Annotated in this window: 16 protein-coding genes and 1 pseudogene; 5 read left to right on the forward strand and 12 right to left on the reverse strand. The window is 55.1% G+C overall.

All coding sequences use genetic code 11. The features are described 5' to 3' along the window. The first annotated feature begins 276 nt into the window (after positions 1–276). From AC1XYH_RS01745 to AC1XYH_RS01760, 4 genes are all read left to right on the forward strand, one after another. The gene (locus AC1XYH_RS01745; RefSeq protein WP_483324953.1) at positions 277–1512 is read left to right on the forward strand and encodes an alginate export family protein; all 1236 of its coding nucleotides are present in this window, start codon (positions 277–279) and stop codon (positions 1510–1512) included. Between the two features lie 38 nt (positions 1513–1550). Further along, a complete protein-coding gene (locus tag AC1XYH_RS01750; protein ID WP_483324954.1) occupies positions 1551–2936 on the forward strand; it encodes a CmpA/NrtA family ABC transporter substrate-binding protein in 1386 nt (461 codons plus the stop codon). 81 nt (positions 2937–3017) lie between these two features. Continuing rightward, entirely contained in the window at positions 3018–4037 is a 1020-nt protein-coding gene (locus AC1XYH_RS01755) for an ABC transporter permease (protein WP_483324955.1), read from the forward strand. Positions 4038–4117: 80 nt separating this feature from the next. Next, positions 4118–4957, forward strand: coding sequence for an ABC transporter ATP-binding protein (locus AC1XYH_RS01760; RefSeq protein WP_483326278.1), 840 nt, complete (start codon positions 4118–4120; stop codon positions 4955–4957). Positions 4958–5041: 84 nt separating this feature from the next. Here the strand turns inward: AC1XYH_RS01760 and AC1XYH_RS01765 are convergent, their stop codons facing one another. The 7 genes from AC1XYH_RS01765 to AC1XYH_RS01795 form a co-directional block, all read right to left on the reverse strand. Further along, positions 5042–6154: an alpha-hydroxy acid oxidase gene (locus AC1XYH_RS01765; RefSeq protein WP_483324956.1), complete on the reverse strand. Its 1113-nt coding sequence runs from the start codon at positions 6152–6154 to the stop codon at positions 5042–5044. Further along, positions 6154–6840 carry a Fe2+-dependent dioxygenase gene (locus tag AC1XYH_RS01770; protein ID WP_483326279.1) on the reverse strand — a complete coding sequence of 229 codons (687 nt, stop codon included), beginning with the start codon at positions 6838–6840 and terminating at the stop codon, positions 6154–6156. Before AC1XYH_RS01770 ends, AC1XYH_RS01765 begins: the two co-directional genes overlap by 1 nt. A 72-nt stretch (positions 6841–6912) precedes the next feature. Beyond that, the gene (locus tag AC1XYH_RS01775) at positions 6913–9162 is read right to left on the reverse strand and encodes a TonB-dependent receptor (RefSeq protein WP_483324957.1); all 2250 of its coding nucleotides are present in this window, start codon (positions 9160–9162) and stop codon (positions 6913–6915) included. 153 nt (positions 9163–9315) lie between these two features. Beyond that, positions 9316–10068 carry an energy transducer TonB gene (locus AC1XYH_RS01780; protein ID WP_483324958.1) on the reverse strand — a complete coding sequence of 251 codons (753 nt, stop codon included), beginning with the start codon at positions 10066–10068 and terminating at the stop codon, positions 9316–9318. After that, positions 10065–10493 (reverse strand): ExbD/TolR family protein, encoded by a 429-nt coding sequence (locus AC1XYH_RS01785; protein WP_483324959.1) that lies wholly within the window; start codon positions 10491–10493, stop codon positions 10065–10067. Before AC1XYH_RS01785 ends, AC1XYH_RS01780 begins: the two co-directional genes overlap by 4 nt. Then, entirely contained in the window at positions 10490–10885 is a 396-nt protein-coding gene (locus tag AC1XYH_RS01790; protein ID WP_483324960.1) for an ExbD/TolR family protein, read from the reverse strand. Before AC1XYH_RS01790 ends, AC1XYH_RS01785 begins: the two co-directional genes overlap by 4 nt. Next, positions 10875–11687, reverse strand: a complete 813-nt coding sequence (locus tag AC1XYH_RS01795) for a MotA/TolQ/ExbB proton channel family protein (RefSeq protein WP_483324961.1) — start codon at positions 11685–11687, stop codon at positions 10875–10877. Before AC1XYH_RS01795 ends, AC1XYH_RS01790 begins: the two co-directional genes overlap by 11 nt. A gap of 471 nt (positions 11688–12158) precedes the next feature. Here AC1XYH_RS01795 and AC1XYH_RS01800 point away from each other — a divergent pair, with 471 nt between their 5' ends. Beyond that, on the forward strand, positions 12159–13322 hold the full coding sequence (locus AC1XYH_RS01800; RefSeq protein WP_483324962.1) for a type III PLP-dependent enzyme: 1164 nt from the start codon (positions 12159–12161) through the stop codon (positions 13320–13322). Between the two features lie 81 nt (positions 13323–13403). Here AC1XYH_RS01800 and AC1XYH_RS01805 read toward each other — a convergent pair. From AC1XYH_RS01805 to AC1XYH_RS01825, 5 genes and pseudogenes are all read right to left on the reverse strand, one after another. Next, a pseudogene (locus AC1XYH_RS01805) lies at positions 13404–13535 on the reverse strand (serine/threonine protein kinase); the annotation flags it as partial. A 90-nt stretch (positions 13536–13625) separates the two neighbouring features. Further along, a complete protein-coding gene (locus tag AC1XYH_RS01810) occupies positions 13626–13988 on the reverse strand; it encodes a VanZ family protein (RefSeq protein ID WP_483324963.1) in 363 nt (120 codons plus the stop codon). 39 nt (positions 13989–14027) lie between these two features. After that, the gene (locus AC1XYH_RS01815; RefSeq protein ID WP_483324964.1) at positions 14028–15167 is read right to left on the reverse strand and encodes a glycosyltransferase; all 1140 of its coding nucleotides are present in this window, start codon (positions 15165–15167) and stop codon (positions 14028–14030) included. 65 nt (positions 15168–15232) lie between these two features. Further along, positions 15233–16315 (reverse strand): acyltransferase family protein, encoded by a 1083-nt coding sequence (locus AC1XYH_RS01820; protein ID WP_483324965.1) that lies wholly within the window; start codon positions 16313–16315, stop codon positions 15233–15235. A 115-nt stretch (positions 16316–16430) separates the two neighbouring features. Further along, positions 16431–17615: an acyltransferase family protein gene (locus tag AC1XYH_RS01825; protein WP_483324966.1), complete on the reverse strand. Its 1185-nt coding sequence runs from the start codon at positions 17613–17615 to the stop codon at positions 16431–16433. Positions 17616–17649 lie beyond the last annotated feature (34 nt).

The raw sequence follows: 17649 nt of genomic DNA on the forward strand, positions 1-17649 counted from the left end.
TGCGATGACTGCACAGTCTGCACTGGACTATCGCAGTGCGGTCCGGTCACGGTGGTTTGTATTTCTGAAATAGACAACAAAAACAACGATTTGAAATCTGTGGCACAGGGCTTGCTAAATCCTCTGTAACGCAGCGTTCAAAGACTGGGCGCAGCGGCTAACACAGCAAAATCAATTACAGAATTTTCGGGCAAAGGCGTCCACCAACATACCTGTTATCAACAGTGATGTTCGTGGACGCCTTTTTTTGTGCGCGTTTTTCAGGAAAGGGTGCTCATGAGCAAGCAAAAAGGATTCAAGAAAATCAACACCGCCAGCGTATTGGCCGCCTCTTTGGTGGTCTTCAGTCCCGCTGTGCTGGCGCAGGAAGCAACAGGCGTGCAGTCGATCAAGGAAGCTGTTACCGAGGGCAAGATTGGATTGGATCTGCGCTATCGCTATGAGTTTGTCGATCAGGATGGCATCGACAAGAATGCCGGTGCCTCAACCCTGCGCAGCCGGCTCAACTTTGCAACTGCACCTTACCAAGGCGTCGGCGTATTTGTTGAGTTTGACAACGTCACATCAATTGGCAGCGAACGTTATAACGACGGTAGTGGCCTACCCAGCGCCAATACGCAATACCCGGTGGTAGTTGATCCAGAGGGTACCGAGGTCAATCAGGCCTACGTGAGTTACGCCGGCGTGCCGGACAGCGTACTGAAATTTGGCCGCCAGAGGATCATCTACGACAACGCGCGTTTTATCGGCAACGTGGGCTGGCGCCAGAACGAGCAGACTTATGACGGTTTCAGTCTGACTAACACCAGTCTGATCGACACCACGCTCAACTACGCCTACGTCTACAACGTCAATCGCATCTTTGGCGAAGACTCATCCAAGGGCGATATCGAAACCGACACCCATTTGGCCAATCTGTCCTACGCCGGCTTCGACTGGATCAAAGTGACGGGCTACGGCTACTTCCTCGACTTTGACGATACCCCGGCAGGCTCCAATAAAACCCTGGGCCTGCGTTTGGCCGGTGAGCCAGTGCTGAGTGCCAGCAGCACGCTGGTGTACACGCTGGAATACGCCAAACAAACCGATTACGCCGATGGCAAGAATATCGATGCCGACTATCAGTTGGCTGAGCTGGGTATCAACTTCAGCGGTGTGCAGCTGTTGGGTGGCTACGAGCTGTTGGGGTCAGGTGAATCTGCGTTCCAGACTCCTTACGCCACTGGCCACGCCTTTAATGGCTGGGCTGACAAGTTCCTTGCTACGCCTGCTGACGGTCTGGAAGACCTTTACCTGCAGGTGGGTGGCGCGCTCGCTGGCATCAAGTTGCAGGCCGTGTACCACGAGTTTTCCGCTGATCAAGGCGGTGCCGACTACGGTTCTGAGCTGGACCTGCTGGCGGCGAAAAAATTTGGTGACGTGACGCTGCTGGCCAAGTACGCGCAGTACAACGCTGACGATTTTGCTACCGATACCGACAAGTTCTGGCTGATGGCACAAGTTGCCTTCTGAGCTGGCTGACCTTTAAAACTGGAAATGGAGTGCTCCACATGAAGCAATTTACTCGTAAATCTCTTGGCGCTTGTCTCTCGCTGGCGGTTGCCCTTTCTGTTGGTAGCCTGCTGCCCCTGCAAAGCGCACAGGCAGTTGAGAATTTGGAGAAGGAAGAACTCAAGTTTGGTTTCATCAAACTGACCGATATGGCACCGCTGGCGATTGCCTATGAAAAAGGCTTTTTTGAAGACGAAGGCTTATACGTCAGCCTGGAAGCACAGGCTAACTGGAAGGTACTGCTCGACCGCGTAATTGATGGTGAATTGGACGGTGCGCACATGCTGGCGGGTCAGCCGCTGGGTGCGACCATTGGCTTTGGCACTCAGGCCGATGTCATTACGGCTTTTTCGATGGACCTCAACGGCAACGGCATCACCGTTTCCAATGCGGTCTGGGAAGAGATGAAGAAGCACATCCCGATGGATGCCGACGGCAAACCGGTCCATCCAATCAAGGCGGATGCACTTAAACCAGTGATTGAGCAGTACAAGGCAGCCGGTAAGCCATTCAAAATGGGCATGGTGTTCCCGGTTTCTACCCACAATTATGAGCTGCGCTATTGGCTGGCGGCTGGCGGCATTAACCCCGGTTACTACGCGCCGGCCAAGGGTGACACCTCCGGCCAGATCGATGCCGATGCCTTGCTCTCGGTTACCCCTCCGCCGCAAATGCCGGCGACATTGGAAGCTGGCACCATTTCCGGTTACTGCGTGGGCGAGCCCTGGAACCAGCAAGCTGTCTTTAAGGGTATAGGCGTGCCGGTGATTACCGATTACGAAATCTGGAAGAACAATCCGGAGAAAGTCTTCGGTGTTAGCCAGCAGTGGGCGGATGAAAACCCCAATACGCATATTGCCGTGGTCAAGGCGTTGATTCGTGCCGCCGAATGGCTGGACGCTGATAACAACGCTAACCGTGGCGAAGCAGTGAAAATCCTATCTCAGTCGGCTTATGTAGGCGCCGATGCGGAAGTCATCGCCAACTCCATGACCGGCACCTTCGAGTATGAAAAAGGCGATAAGCGTTCGGTGCCGGACTTCAACGTGTTCTTCCGCTATAACGCGACTTACCCCTATTACTCCGATGCGATCTGGTATCTGACCCAGATGCGCCGTTGGGGCCAGATTGCTGAGGCTCAGCCCGACAGCTGGTACATGGACATCGCCAAGAAGGTCTATCGCCCAGACATCTACGCCGTTGCCGCTAAGGAACTGATCGAAGAGGGCAAGATCCCGGCCTCTGCTTTCCCTGACTTCGCCAGCGAATCCGGCTTCAAGCCGCCACAGTCCGAGTTTATCGACAACGTGACCTACGACGGCAGCAAGCCCAACGCCTATCTACAGCAGTTTGAGATTGGCCTTAAAGATGACGACAAAATCTGAAGTCGGCACGCGGCGGCGCACTCAGCGTTGCCGAATCCGCTCGCTTGAACCAGCACGTGCTTTACCAATGGAGGTGACCGCATGAGCAACAAACTGATTAGCTATATGGAAACCGCGGGGCTGTCCTGGATGGTGCCCATGGTCCGGCTTTGCAAGGGCGAAGACGCCCGCGAGCAGGCCACTGAGCTGTTCAATAAGGTCGGGCTGCCGCTGCTCGCACTACTGGTGTTTTTGCTGTTGTGGTCTGCTGGCGCAGCGCAGGTAAAAACCAGCCTCGGCGTACTGCCGGGTCCGGTTGCGGTATGGCACCAGGCAACCAATCTGTACGAGGAGCACCAACTGCAACGCGACAAGGCCGATGCCTTTTATGCGCGGCAAGATGAGCGCAATGCCAAGAAGCTGGTGGCTAATCCGGATGCAGAAATTAAGTTGCGCGATTACACCGGCAAACCGACCTTCTTCGATCAGATCGGCACCAGTTTGATCACGGTTTTTACTGGCTTTCTACTGGCCAGTTTGATCGCTATTCCGCTGGGTGTGGCGTGCGGGCTGAGCCCCAAGCTGTATGGCGCTATCAGCCCACTGGTGCAGATATTCAAACCGGTTTCGCCGTTAGCATGGTTGCCGATTGTCACCATGGTGGTCAGCGCTGTGTACGTCTCGGATGACCCGTTGTTTCAGAAGTCATTTATTACCTCTGCGGTGACTGTGACCCTGTGCTCGCTTTGGCCCACGTTGATCAATACCGCGGTTGCCGTGGCGTCGATCGATAAGGACTGGATCAACGTCGGCCGGGTGATCCGCCTGAGTTGGGTGACTCAGGTCTTTAAAATTGCCATCCCTGCCTCGCTGCCGATGATTTTTACCGGTCTGCGTTTGTCACTCGGGGTGGGTTGGATGGTGCTCATTGCGGCGGAAATGTTGGCGCAGAACCCTGGCTTGGGCAAGTTCGTCTGGGATGAATTTCAGAACGGCAGCTCCGACTCGCTGGGTCGCATCATGGTCGCGGTCGTCACCATCGGCATCATTGGTTTTTTGCTCGACTGGCTGATGACCACAGTGCAGGCCATGTTGTCGCATCAAAAGCCGGCTGGCCACTGAATCCATCCAAACCAACGTTATGAGGTGACACCATGTCCGTCGTGCAGATGCTCAAACGCGAGCTGAATTTGGCAGAGAAAATGACTGAATCAAACGAGCTGCAGGAGAATGCCAGTGTGAATAAAAGCCGCTGCTTTCTCGAACTCTCGGGTGTATCCATTGACTTCCCCACCCGCAAGGGACCGTTCCGCGCACTCAACAACGTTAACCTGAAAATCACTAAGGGCGAGTTTGTTTCTATTATTGGCCATTCAGGTTGTGGCAAGTCGACGGTGATGAACATAGTCGCTGGTTTGGCGCAGGCCACCGAAGGCGGCGCCATTTTGAACGGTAAAGAAGTTAATGAGCCGGGACCGGAGCGCGCCGTGGTGTTCCAAAACCATGCGTTGCTGCCCTGGCTGACTTGCTACCAGAACGTTGAGTTGGCGGTGAAAACGGTGTTCAAGGGCAAAAAAAGTAAAAAAGAGATGCGTGAATGGATCGAGCACAACCTCACGCTAGTACATATGGATCACGCCATTCACAAATATCCCTCTGAGATTTCCGGCGGGATGAAACAACGGGTAGGGATTGCGCGGGCGTTGGCAATGGAGCCCTCAGTGCTGCTCATGGATGAGCCCTTTGGCGCACTCGACGCTTTGACCCGCGCGCATTTGCAGGACTCGGTGATGGAAATTCAGAGCGATCTAAAAAATACCGTGATCATGGTGACCCACGATGTGGATGAGGCGGTATTGCTGTCTGACAAGATAGTGATGATGACCAACGGTCCATCTGCGACTATTGGTGAAGTGCTGGAAGTCGACTTGCCGCGTCCACGTAATCGTTTGGCCCTGGCCAGCGATGAGCGCTACAACAAGTTACGCTCCGAAGTACTGACCTTTCTCTACGAACGCCAGCGTCGGCCGGAAGGCACCTGAGTTTTCACAGGGATGATGATTTCTTCATCCTTCCTGACGGTGCTGGGTGCAGCGGTAAATCGGGCGGGTAACCCGTGACGTCACCTACTTGAACAAAGCGTCCGGGGTGATATCGGCAATGGTTGGGGTGCCAGCCAGCGCCATGGTGACTTCCAGTTCTTCGCGCAGGATGCGCAGCATATGCGCTACGCCTAGCTTGCCAGCGACCGCCAATGCATAAAGCTGCGGGCGACCGAGCAACACGGCATTGGCACCCAGCGCAATGGCTTTAAAAATGTCGGTGCCGCGTTCGACGCCGCCATCCATCAAGAGCGCAAAGTCAGGCCCTACGGTTTGGCGGATGCGCGGTAGCAGGTCGATGGCTGAGGGCACGCAGTCCAGCGTGCGGCCGCCGTGGTTGGAAATCACTGCGCCGGCCAGCCCCATGTCCCGTGCGCGCAGCACATCCGCTGGGTGCAAAAGGCCTTTTAGTGTAATCGGCAAGCTGGTTTGCTGCTGCAGCCAGGTAATGTCATCCCAAGTAGGGACTTCACTCATCATGCCCTGAAACACGATGCTCTGGTCCGGCTCGAAGCTGGCACTGGGCAGAGGAGGGCGGTCTTTCAGGTTTATTGCTTCTACACCTGCCGGTAACTCATAGCCGGCGCGTTGCGCTCGGTTACGGATGCCATGCAGTGGTGCATCAACGGTGACCATTAGCTGCGTATAGCCGGCAGCCTCGGCTCTGCGTACCAGGCCCAGAGTAAAGTCGCGGCTCTGCTGCATATAAAGCTGGAACCACTTGGGCGAACCGCAACGCGTGGCGATCTCTTCCAGGCTGTAGCTCGACAGAGTACTAGCGATCATGCCGGTTTCCAGCACGCTGGCCGCTTCTGCCGTGCCCAGTTCACCCTCAGGGTGTACCAGTGTTTGAAAAGCGACAGGGGCGAGCAGCAGCGGATGGCGCAGAGGTTCGCCCAGCACCTGTGTGTGCGTGCCGCCGGCGGTGCAGTTGACCAATGCACGTGGCAATATGTGCAGCTCATCCAGCGCGGTGCGATTGCGCTTCAGACTGATTTCATCGGCGCCGCCACCGGCGATGTACTCCATGATGGCGTGCGGTATGAAGTCCGGCGCATAGCGTGCATAGTCGGCCACGCTAACCAGGTCGGCAGGGATGCTGTTTAGTGGCGCACGGCGTTCGAAGGATAGCGACATCAGGTATCAGCCCATTGGCGAATCAGGTTGTGATAAGTGCCGGACAGACGCACCACTTCCGCGTGGCTGGCGCCGAGTTCGGTGGTCAGTGCCTGCACGCTTTGGTCCAGATCGAACAAGGTTTCGCGCTGCTGGTTGCTGCGCACCATGCTCTGCAACCAGAACACCGCGCAGATACGCGTACCTTGGCTTACCGGAGTGACGGTGTGCAGGCTGGTGGATGGGTAGAGCACCAGATCACCGGCGTTCAGCTTGATGCGCTGGCTGCCAAAGTTGTCTTCAATGACCAGCTCACCACCCTCGTATTCCTCAGGATCGCAAAGGAACAGGGTGGCGGACAGATCAGTACGAATAGGGGCGGAATTGCCGGGAATGTAGCGAATCGCGTTGTCCACGTGCAGTCCATAGGTTTCGCCGGTGCGATAACGATTGAACATCGGCGGAAAGATTCTCAGCGGCAACGCCGCTGAAATGAAAGTGGGGTGTTGCGAGAGGGTGTTAAGGATGATGTCGCCGAGCTGCTGCGCCAATTTGCTATCTAGTGGCAACTGTTGGTTCTGCTTGACCTGACGAGCTTGACCACCGGCGGTGGCGTTGCCGTTTTGCCAATCGGCGTTGTTATCCAAATGACTACGGATCTTGCTTACTTCGTCAGCAGTAAACACAGCTTGAATCGGGATTATCACCTGCATGTCCCCCTGAAATGAAACAGCGGCGAAGTTGCCTTCGCCGCTGTCGGTACTAACCGATTACAACACTCAGAACTTGTAGCGAGCGGTTAGCTGAGCGTTACGTGCATCACCTTTATAGACAATGCTGCCACCGCGGTAAACGGCGGTGTAATACTCTTCATCAAAGATGTTCTGAACGTTGGCGCGCAGGTCGAGATTTTCGTTGACCTTATAGCTGGCGAACAGGTCGTACACGGTGTAACCATCCAGCTCGATGTTGCCGTTGGCGCCTTCATCAGGCTGGCCGCCGAACATTTCGCTGGAATAGGTCATGGTGCCGCCGAATGCAAAGGCGGGCGTTAACTGATAGCGCAGTTGGGCGTTGGCACTTTTCTCGGCGAAGTTGGCTTTTGGCCGACCTTCGTTTTCCTCGTTATAGGACTCCAGAGTTTCGGAGTCCATCAAGGCCGCACCAACCTGGCCGCTCAGTTTGTCGGTAATGTTGCCCGCCAGCCCCAGTTCAACGCCGTGTACGCGGTTCTTGCCGGTATTGAGGCTGCCGCCGGTCTGGTAGGAGTCGCTACCGCCTTCGATGACGTCATCCTTGGTGGTCTGGAAGACCGCAGCCGTCAGCAGCAGGCGATGATCCAGCAGGTTCCACTTGGTACCCAGCTCCCAGTTGGTCGACTGCTCCGGTTCCGCCTGGGCATAGTTACCTGCGTCGTCGACGCAGAGGCCTCCATAACCGCAGTTAGTGGCTGCATCGGCTTCGCCACCGTTGATGTTAGAGGAAGTGCTCCAGCTAACGTAGACGTTACCGTGCTCCCATGGGGAGTAGACCACGCCCAGATGGCCGTTAACGAAGCCGTCGTCGTATTCATAAGTGGCAGCAGGGATAATGCCGCCACGACCGGTTCGCTCTTCGGTATTTAGAGCATAATCAAAGCGGTCATAGCGTACGCCGCCAAAAACTTCCCAGTCATCATTTAAAGTAATGGTATCCATTACGTAGGCTGAGATAGTTTCCAGCTCCAGCGCGCTAGTCTTGTCGCTGCGGGTTTTGGTGCCATTCCACGCATTGTTATCCGGGTTGTAGGGGTCGACTGCAACGCTGCTTGGCGTAGCGGAGTAGCCGCCGGCATCGGTTTGCTCGTTGGCGTACTCGCCACCCACAATCACAGTGTGCCGCACATCGCCCCACATTTTGTCGAGGGTCAGGTTGGTCTGATTACCGATGTAGTCGTTTTCCTGCCAACCCGCGAATGCACGCGTTCCGCCGGTACGCGAGTTGTAGGCCGACACGATATAGCTGTTGTCGGTTGAGCCTACGCGGCTCTTGTTTTCCAGTTTGACGCCGTCACCCAGCTCCCATTCGAAGCCCAGGGTGAAAATGTCTGCGCCGGTTTCCTGGAAATCCAGACCACTTTGGCCGACGTACTTGGCGTCATCGTCGGGCTTGCCGTTGTTCATGAAAGTACCCGGATCGGTACGGTCGTCGCTGCGGGCGTAGTAGTAGTCAGCCAGAATCTTGAACTCATCCAGTGGCTGGTACACGCCTGAAATCAGGGCGCCCTCACGACGTTTTTCTGCGGGGCCACGGTCTGGCACTTCGGCTTCGGTGTACAGGCCGTTGAAGCGGATCGCTAGCTCATCGGAGAGCACCTTGTTGGTGTCCAGGGTATAGCGCTGGAATTCGTCCGTACCCAGGCCGCCTTCAACGGTGGTGAAGTCATCCCAGATATTGGCTTTCTTAGTAACGCTGTTAACGGCGCCGCCGGTGGAGCCGCGACCGGCAAAGGTAGAGCTTGGGCCCTTGGCAATTTCGATCTGCTCAAGCGCAAAAGTTTCGCGGGTGATCAGGCCGGGGTCGCGCAGACCGTCGGTGTAGATATCGCTGCGGGCTTCGTAGCCGCGAATGATGTAGCGATCACCAAAGGAGTTACCACCTTCACCTGTGCCCAGAGTAATGCCGGGCTGCGCGCTGAGGATATCTTTCAGCTCCGTCTTGCCAGAATCTTCGATAGCGCTTTTGGTGATGACCGTCATGGTCTGCGGTGTGTCGGCTATGTCGCGGGTATGACGTGAGTCAGATACAACGCGGGCTTTATAGGGGGCAGCTTCTTCGGCGTAGGGGTTGGCTTCGGCCTGAATGCCGGAGTCTTCAACCACTAGCGTATCGAGATTTACTTCGTCTTCGGCGGCATGCAGATGGCCGATCATGGCGCCCGAAATAGCTAACGCCAGGGAGGTGGCCATGACGTGATGGCCGCCAGATTTGCGCAAGGTTAGGTCGGTGCCGGTTTTGCCAGCCAGTGCGGTGCGATTAGTCTGTGTCATGCTCTCTTTCCTAGATGGTTTCCTTGGCTGGTCCAGATTGCTTCCACTGCGTCTTCTCTGCTGGAAGACGTCAGGGGCTGGATTAGCCTGCGGGCGGGGCCGCGAACTATGGTTTCTTCTTATCAGGGTTTATCGTGTTTATAACCACGCGTCTCAGCGCGCGTTGCTTAGCTTAAATTCCACGGGAATCGCGATAGTCAGTTGCTGTTCTGTCATGTCGTCGCTAAACGTGGGCAGCGGAGTGGCGCGCTTCAGCATGTCCAGTACAGCGTCGTCCAGACGTCTGGAACCGGAACTGGTGCGAATGCTTGCCTGGCTGACCGAACCGTCGCGGGCGACGACAAAAAACAGCGTGGCGGTGCCTTCTTCGCCGCGTCGCCGCGACGCAGAAGGGTAGCGTTTGTTGCGAGCCAGCTTGGAGGCCAACATCGAGTAATAGGACTTGGTCGCGCCGCTCTGACCGCCGGAAGTGTTCGCATTGCCTGACCCAGTCGATTGCTTGAGCTGACTGGTTTCCGCCTGGCTTTGGCCTGGCTGCACAGCGGCTACTGAGCTGGCTTCCTGCTTGATGTCGTCCTGCACAGGTTCTGGCTCGCGCGGTGGTTCGGGCTTGGGCTTGGGCGGGGTCTTCACCTGCGCCACTGCCTGCTGACGCGGTGGGGCCGGCGGTGGCTCTGGCGGAGGTGGCGCGGTGACCTGCGGTTTGGGCGGGGCTACCTCTTCCGGCTGTTCGGTTTCCTGTGCTTCTCCTAGATCGCCGAGCATACCCAAGTCGATTTCAATGCCCTGCACGCCCTGATCAGCGGCATCACCCTTGGGGTCGTTGTAGGCGAGCACGGCAAAGGCCATCAGGTGAACCCCGAATGCCAGTGCCAGTGCGATCAACCAGTGATGTGGGCGAATCATGATGCTTCACCACTGGGTTGTGTCAGCAGCGTGATGCGGCGAAAGCCGGCTGCTTTGATACTGCGCATGACCGCTTGCAGGGTTTCCACGGGTACCTGACCATCTGCCTTTACCGCAATACTGAAGCTCTCCGGATCTCCAGCTTGCTCGAAAGCTTTAACCAGGGGCGCTTCCAATTCTTCCAGTGTGATCTGTTGATCGTTCAGCCAGATCACCTCGTCGGCGTCGATCAGTACGCGGGGCGCGTCAGCATCGGTCGGCATTTCACTGATGGACTCGGGTGGCGCTATAAACTGCGCATCCTGCTCACTGATCTGGCCGGCGACCATAAAGAAAATCAGCATCAGAAAGACGATATTGATCAGCGGGATCAACTGATCATCACCGTTATCTTTACGCGGGATTTCCTGACCGGTGAAGTTCATGGCAGTACACCGGTCATGGATACCTTGTCAGCTCCAGCCTTGTGCAGCTGGTCCAGTACTGACACCAGTGTTTGAGTCTTCACGCCGGGTACGGCCTCAACGGCATAGACGGCTTTTGGGTCACTGGCGATTAACGCGCTCAAACCCGCAAGGTCTTGTAAGGCGAAGCGCTTGCCTTCGTGGCTGAGCTCGCCGGTATCGCTTTCAATGCGAATCAACTGAATGCTGTCGGGCTTGCTCTCGGTCTCATTGGCCGAGGAAAGGCTAATCTGGCGCCAGTGCATGAAGTCCGAAGACAGCATGAAGAACAGCAGCAGAATGAACACCACATCAATCAGTGGTGTCAGGCTGATGCCGCGGCGCTTTTTGCCCGGAAAGGCCTCAAGCAGCATTGGCGATCTTTCCGCTCTGCTGGGGTTTGGGTTGATGGGTAAATACTTGCGTTACGGCATCGTTTAGGCTGGCGGCGATGCGCTCGACGCGGCGTTCCAACCAGCTGTGAATGACAACCACGGGGATGGCCACCGCCAGACCCACTGCGGTGGTCAGCAGGGCCTGCCAGATACCGCCAGACAGGATCGAAGGGTCAACACGGCTGCCGGCTGACTCCATCTGTTGGAAAGCTTCAATCATGCCCAGCACGGTGCCCAGGAGACCCAGCAACGGTGCCAGGTTGGCGATCACTTCCAACGGACGCAGCAGCATCTTGAGTTGATTTAGACGGTACGTGGCAACGCGTTGAATTTCTTCGCGCAGCAGTGTCTGATCAGTACCGTTGCGCAGGCCGCGCATCGTCAGCAGCAAGACTGCAGGCACGGTCTGGCGCGTGTTCAATTGTTCGATGGCCGCTTCTGATTCGCCCTTGTGCCAGAGTGACAGGCTGCGGGTGACCGCGCGTGCGCCCTCGGGGCGTGGCAGGTTGAATTGCCACAGCTTAATCAACAGAATGCTCAGCGCCACTATCGACATCGCCAGCAGAATCCACACGACTGGCCCGCCGACAACAAGCCAGCCCTGTAAGGTTTCGATTAGCGGTGTGGCTGCCACGGTAGTGTCATGCAGGCCGTTTACCATCGGCTCCGCGGGGAGCAACGTCGGATCGGCAGCAGTCGCCGCGGCGTCTGGAGTAGCAACTATAGTGGAGGCGGTGGTGACGGCTTCGCCTGAGGCGTCGGAAGTTGCTTCAGTGCTCACAGGATGCTCCAGATAGAATTTAAGGCGCGAATGATAGAGGTTCTTATTTACATTGGCAATGCATTTATTGAACCCTGTCACGCGCCGCAGGTCTCTATCCTGTAGGTCCATTTTGTTTAGCACTATTGACCCTAAGGTCACTTGGTTTTATGGTTCGCTCCGAACGTTGAGGCTGGCACGATCCATACGGCTCAAGTACTGACGACGAGACAGCGAGGCCGCGGGTTACAGCGGGCTTATTGCTTTCGGCGCACGCCTTGGGAAGTAGGCGAACCAAAGTGGGGATACTGATCAGACGTTCGCACCCCCGGGTTGTGTGTTGGTTTACAGCGTTTAGACTCGCTTTCGTCGGAAGGCGTACCCTATGATTTCTGCATCGCGCAGGGGGCATTGGTACGTGTGCCTGCCTTGCATCTGATCTGTAAGCCCCATGCGGTCCGTAACCAGAATTTACGCTTTGGAGCCGACGCAATGTCTATCAAGCTTGATGATTATTTTGATCGTGAGACCTTTGGCCGCATTAAAGAGCGCGCTGAACAGCTCGAAACCCCTTTCTTGGTCGTAGACCTGAAAACCATTGACCGCGCCTACGACGAACTGGTCAACGGCTTTCCGTTTGGCAAAATTTACTACGCCGTCAAAGCCAATCCGTCTAATGAAGTGCTCGACCTGTTGAAAAACAAGGGCTCCAACTTCGATATCGCCTCCATCTATGAGTTGGAGAAGGTGATGGCGCTGGGCGTCAAGCCGGAACAGATCAGCTTTGGCAACACCATCAAGAAGGCCCGCCACATTCGCGCGTTTTACGAGAAAGGCGTGCGTCTGTTTGCCACCGACTCCGAAGCTGATCTGCGCAACATCGCCAAGGCCGCGCCGGGCTCGAAGATTTACGTGCGCATTCTCACCGAAGGTTCCAGCACCGCTGACTGGCCGCTGTCACGCAAGTTTGGCTGTCAGACTGATATGGCGATGGATCTGTTGGTGCTGGCAAGAGAATTGGGTCTGGATCCCTACGGCATCTCCTTCCATGTGGGCTCGCAGCAACGCGATATCGGCGCCTGGGATGCCGCTATCGCCAAGGTTAAAGTGATCTTCGAGCGCTTGAAGGAAGAAGACAACATCACCCTGAAGATGATCAACATGGGTGGCGGCTTCCCGGCCAACTACCTGACCAAAACCAACACCCTGCAAACCTACGCGGAAGAGATCACCCGCTTCCTGCAGGAAGATTTTGGTGATGAACTGCCCGAGATCATCCTTGAGCCCGGCCGCTCGTTGATTGCCAATGCCGGTATCTTGGTCAGCGAAGTGGTTCTGGTCTCGCGCAAGTCGCACACTGCTTTGGAGCGTTGGGTTTACACCGACGTGGGCAAGTTCTCCGGCCTGATCGAAACCATGGACGAGTCCATCAAGTTTCCGATCTGGACCGAAAAGCAGGGCGAGCTGGAAGAAGCCGTCATCGCCGGCCCAACCTGCGACAGCGCCGACATCATGTATGAAAACTACAAATACGGCCTGCCGCTGAACCTAGCCATCGGCGACCGTATGTACTGGCTCTCTACGGGTGCTTACACCACCAGCTACAGCGCGATTGAGTTCAATGGCTTCCCGCCGTTGGAGGCTTACTACGTTTGATGTAGCGGGCAGCGGCAAGCTGACTGAGTTGGTTTGAACTGAAAAAGCCCCGCACTGGTGACAGTGTGGGGCTTTTTTCGCAACATTGTCTTTCGGATGCACGGCGCCTTCGAAGTTGCACAGGTGCTCGAAGTTGGCCGCAACGCCTTCCGGAGTGAAGCCGATGCTCAGTGAGCGTTCCCAGCGGACTTTATCCGCCCAGTCGCTACCTACGTAGTGATCTGTGCAGTTGGCGTGCTGGCCAACAACCATTTCCGAGAACGCTGCGCTCGCACACGGAGTTAGCGTTTACTTCGCGCTGATTTACCAGCGCTTGGCTGCTCGGCGCAGTGCCAGTTTGCGCTTGATCAGGGTCGCGATACCGATACCGATAATGACACCTGTAGTATTGGCCAGCATGTCTGCTACCGACGCTGTGCGGTGCGGCAGCAGGCCTTGAAACAGTTCTATCAGTAGCCCCAACAGCAAACAATACAGCAAGCTCCAGAATGCATGGGTGCGTGGGAAGGCCCAGCGTGCGCTGCATACCAGGGCTAAAAACGCGGCGGCATGGTGCAGCCAGTCTTGATGCTCAAATACCTGCGGTATTGCCTCACTGCGCATGCCGGCAACAAGGATGATTGCAAGGGTGGTTAGGAAGCACAGTATGGAAAGGGTGCGAATCACGTGTACCTCATGCATTGGTGGGGTGGCCTTGCTCGCGGATCATTTGCAAACGTAGCCATTTTTTGCCAGTTGACGGCTTTTCTCTTCGTCGAGAATTTCCAAGCTTAAGCGCGCGTGTTCTCGAGCAAAGGCGATGGAGCTGAGGCCATCCGGGCCAGTTTTTTCCTGGGCAGAAATGGCTTTGGCCAGCGCTTGATCGGGATTGCTGGCTACTTGCTTGATGGTTTCACGCAGAGCTTGTGGGTTATTGAGCGGCACATACCATACATCGTCATCGGTGAAGTAGGCACGCAGTCCGCCGGTGTCCGTGACAATAACGGACTTGCCTTTGATTACAGCCTCTTCGAGGACGGTTATACCTGAGGCGTGGAGGTTGGAGTTGAGCGGGACGACAACGATATCGGCAGCCTCAAATAGCGCATACAGCTCATCATTTTGGCGCGGTCTTTCCACTGTGCAATTGTCCAGGCTGTTCACTAGCCGTTTCGGCACGGTGCCGGAAACGATGGTCAGTTGTAATTCGTCCTGACCACGTACGGCATCGGCCAATGTTCCCCAATCCCGGTGCCGGTCGTTGCCCAGCGATAACAACTGCAAAGGGCGTTTTTGCCTGGGCGGTTGTGGCGGCTCCTTTTGGTCGGTAGTGATGCCAAAGTGCACTAGCTCGCAGCGCTGCGTGGGGAAAATTTGCCGTGCTTTGTCCGCGTTCAGCGGTGAGAGGAAGGTTAATACATCAGCGCGGGAAAGGAGGGCACGGTAGAGGCTGCGTTTTATCTGGCTGAAGGAATCCCAACGATCAACCAACCACACGGATTGTAGAATCAATTTCGGCGTAGGTAATCGCGAGTAGAAACGGCAAAGCATGCCGGCCGCCAGGCTTAGGCTTTCGGTATGAGTCCATACCACGTCGGCGGCAAAAAAAGCCTGCCGATTGCGCCAAGCATGTATCAAGTCAAATCCTAGCAAGCCACGCACACTAATACGCAGCGCTTTGTTAAGGAAACTTTCTTGAGCGTCTTCGGAATAGCGTACGTGAACGCCCATCTTTTCCGCATGGTGATAGCCGTACGCATACTCCTCATTCAGGCCAATTACTTTTCCCTGATGAAAACGCGTGTTCCACGTTGCAGCACCAAATCCATGGGCTAGCAATACGAAGGCGACGGGTTTTGAATCCATGAAAAAATCCCCAATTTATATGAGCTGATCGACAATGATTTAAGTCAGGTGAAAGAATGCTTTGTTTACTTAACAGCAATCGGCCTCTTGGTTTTAAACAAGTCACGTGTTGGTAAGGCAAATAACATGCGGCCATGCTGTCTATTGAGTATCCAATATAAAAACACGCAAATAGCGGTGTTCAGCACGATCATGCCAATAAGGGCGGCGAGGAAACTGAAGTTTAAATAGGCGGCCGGCACTTCGATGGGAAGAATAAGCTGCGCTGTGATATCAATGATAAATTGGTGCATCACGTAAATGGGCAGTGTATAGCGCCCCAGCTTTTGCAGTAACGCCAATTTTAAGTGCCGGGTTGTCAGGGAAATCGCATACAGCGAGGCGATCACCATGCAGGCACAAATCAATACTCTAACGCCAGGCAAATCAATGGCATCGTAGCGCAATGAGATTTTCCCCAAGAGCAGAAAGGCGGCAAAGGCCAAGATACAGTTGCGTAGCGAAAACTGAGTAGTAATTTGTTCGACATAGTGCTTGCCGTAACAGCCGGCGCAGAAGAATACCGCGTTACCGCAGATACTGCGCATGCTCCACTCGTCCGTCGAGAAGAGTTGTCGGCACACCACCGAGAGCAGCAGAAATGCGGAGAAGGTCAGCCATGTATGGTGGCTACCGATTTTGCACACGCTGAAATACATCACTAGCGCGTAGAGGTACCATATAGCTGTATTGCCCATAACTACGTCATGCAAGAACGCGTCAAGGGTACGCGGAAAGTCTTCGCCTCCATGCACAAAGAGTGGGTTGAACTGCGTAATCATTAGGTCGCGAAACACCCAGTCCAAGCACACCCACAATACGTAAAGCCACAACATCATGGCTATACGCGGCTCAAATATTTCCCGCCAATTGCGGTTGAATACAGCGGTGTGTGCCAGGTAGCCAGAAATCAAGAAGAACAACGGCATGCGCATTGTGCCCAGCCCAGCAACGACAATTTGCACAACTCTGAAACTCTCTGCTTCAAGAAATTGAGGGTTCTTGGAGATGAAATACATAAAGGTGTGGTACATCACCACCAATAAGATGCAGATGCCTTTGGCGGCGTCTAAACATTCATTTCGCGCGGGGAGGGCTTTGGGAATCATATAGGTCCTTACTCTGTATGGTGCGGCGCGCAGTCGAAGAAGATGAGATAAGTACAGAGCTCATAGGAGGGTCAGGGGCGATGGCTGTTTTATGGCGTTTGCAGGTATTTGATTGTTATGACTGCTTGGGTGGTAGCAGTGGGAGTTTGCGTCCAGAATTGAGCATCATGGTGCGCAGGCGGCGTTGCGCTGGCGCCTCGAAGTAGTAATAGCTGGCCATGCAAAGCGGGATCAGCACGGCAAAAAACAGCAGCATGGTGCTTTCCTGGTAGAAAAATGTTTTATCTCCGCCAGCCTGCATCACCACTGCCCACACCACCATCTGTAATGGAAAGTGCAAAAGGTAGGACGCGTAGGTGAGGTTACTGATGGGAGCCAGGCGTCGACCTAAATAGCCACGCCATGTTTCCACCAATGCGAGGCTTAGAATGGTCAGTGGAAATAATATGCCTACCGGCATAAAGCGCATGGCCATATGGCACAGGTGCGGTACCAGAGCGTCCATCTGGGGCGGCAGTAAAGCTTGCAACAGTGTTTCTACCTGTGGCCAAAACCAGCTGTAGCGCACTTCAAAAAAGGTCGCTAACCACAATAGCAGCGTGGTGCTGACAACGATCAGGCTGGCACTCTTAACGAGTTGCCTTGCACATAAATGACGGTAGAACCTGAATAACAAACCACCGATAAAGAATGAGAACAATCCTCTCGCTATCTCCTGCTGCCAAGGGCTGATCAAGGCGCCGATCACCACCATCGCCCATAGACGCGTGCGAAAGATCAGGCAAAGCAAGAAGAACAGAATGTACATCAAGACTTCAACGGACACCGACCACACTGGGCCGTTAAACGAGGTGCCCTGCTGGAAGCCCCAGCTTGAGGCCATGAACAGCTGTAAAAAGCCGTGGTAGGCGTCGTTGAAAGGCGTTACGAAGTAGTCGCCGGTATGGCTGAATATCCAATGTTGCAACAGCACAACAAAAATGAAGGTAACGATGTGCAGCGGATACAAGCGTGAAAATCGCAGAACAAAAAATTCCCAACCCCCAGTTCGACGCTCAGCGATCTTCTGTGCGTATAACCAGAAAAAGATAAAACCTGACAGCGAGAAGAAAAAGTCCACAGCCAGCCAGCCGGTCTGGTACAGCACGAAAAACACCGAGTAGAAAGGTTGCGCTTCCATGACGTAAGGGGAAAAGGTGCTGCCATCATAAAAAAAGTGCTGCCAGTGCCAAAACACGACCGCGAGCGAGGCTAGCCCGCGAACCAGATCAAGGGAGTAGAACCGTCGTGGTATCTGCATGCTTGTTGCTCGATGCTAGGTGCTCGCGGGAGAA

It is taken from the genome of Pseudomonas sp. GW-45 (assembly GCF_056896675.1).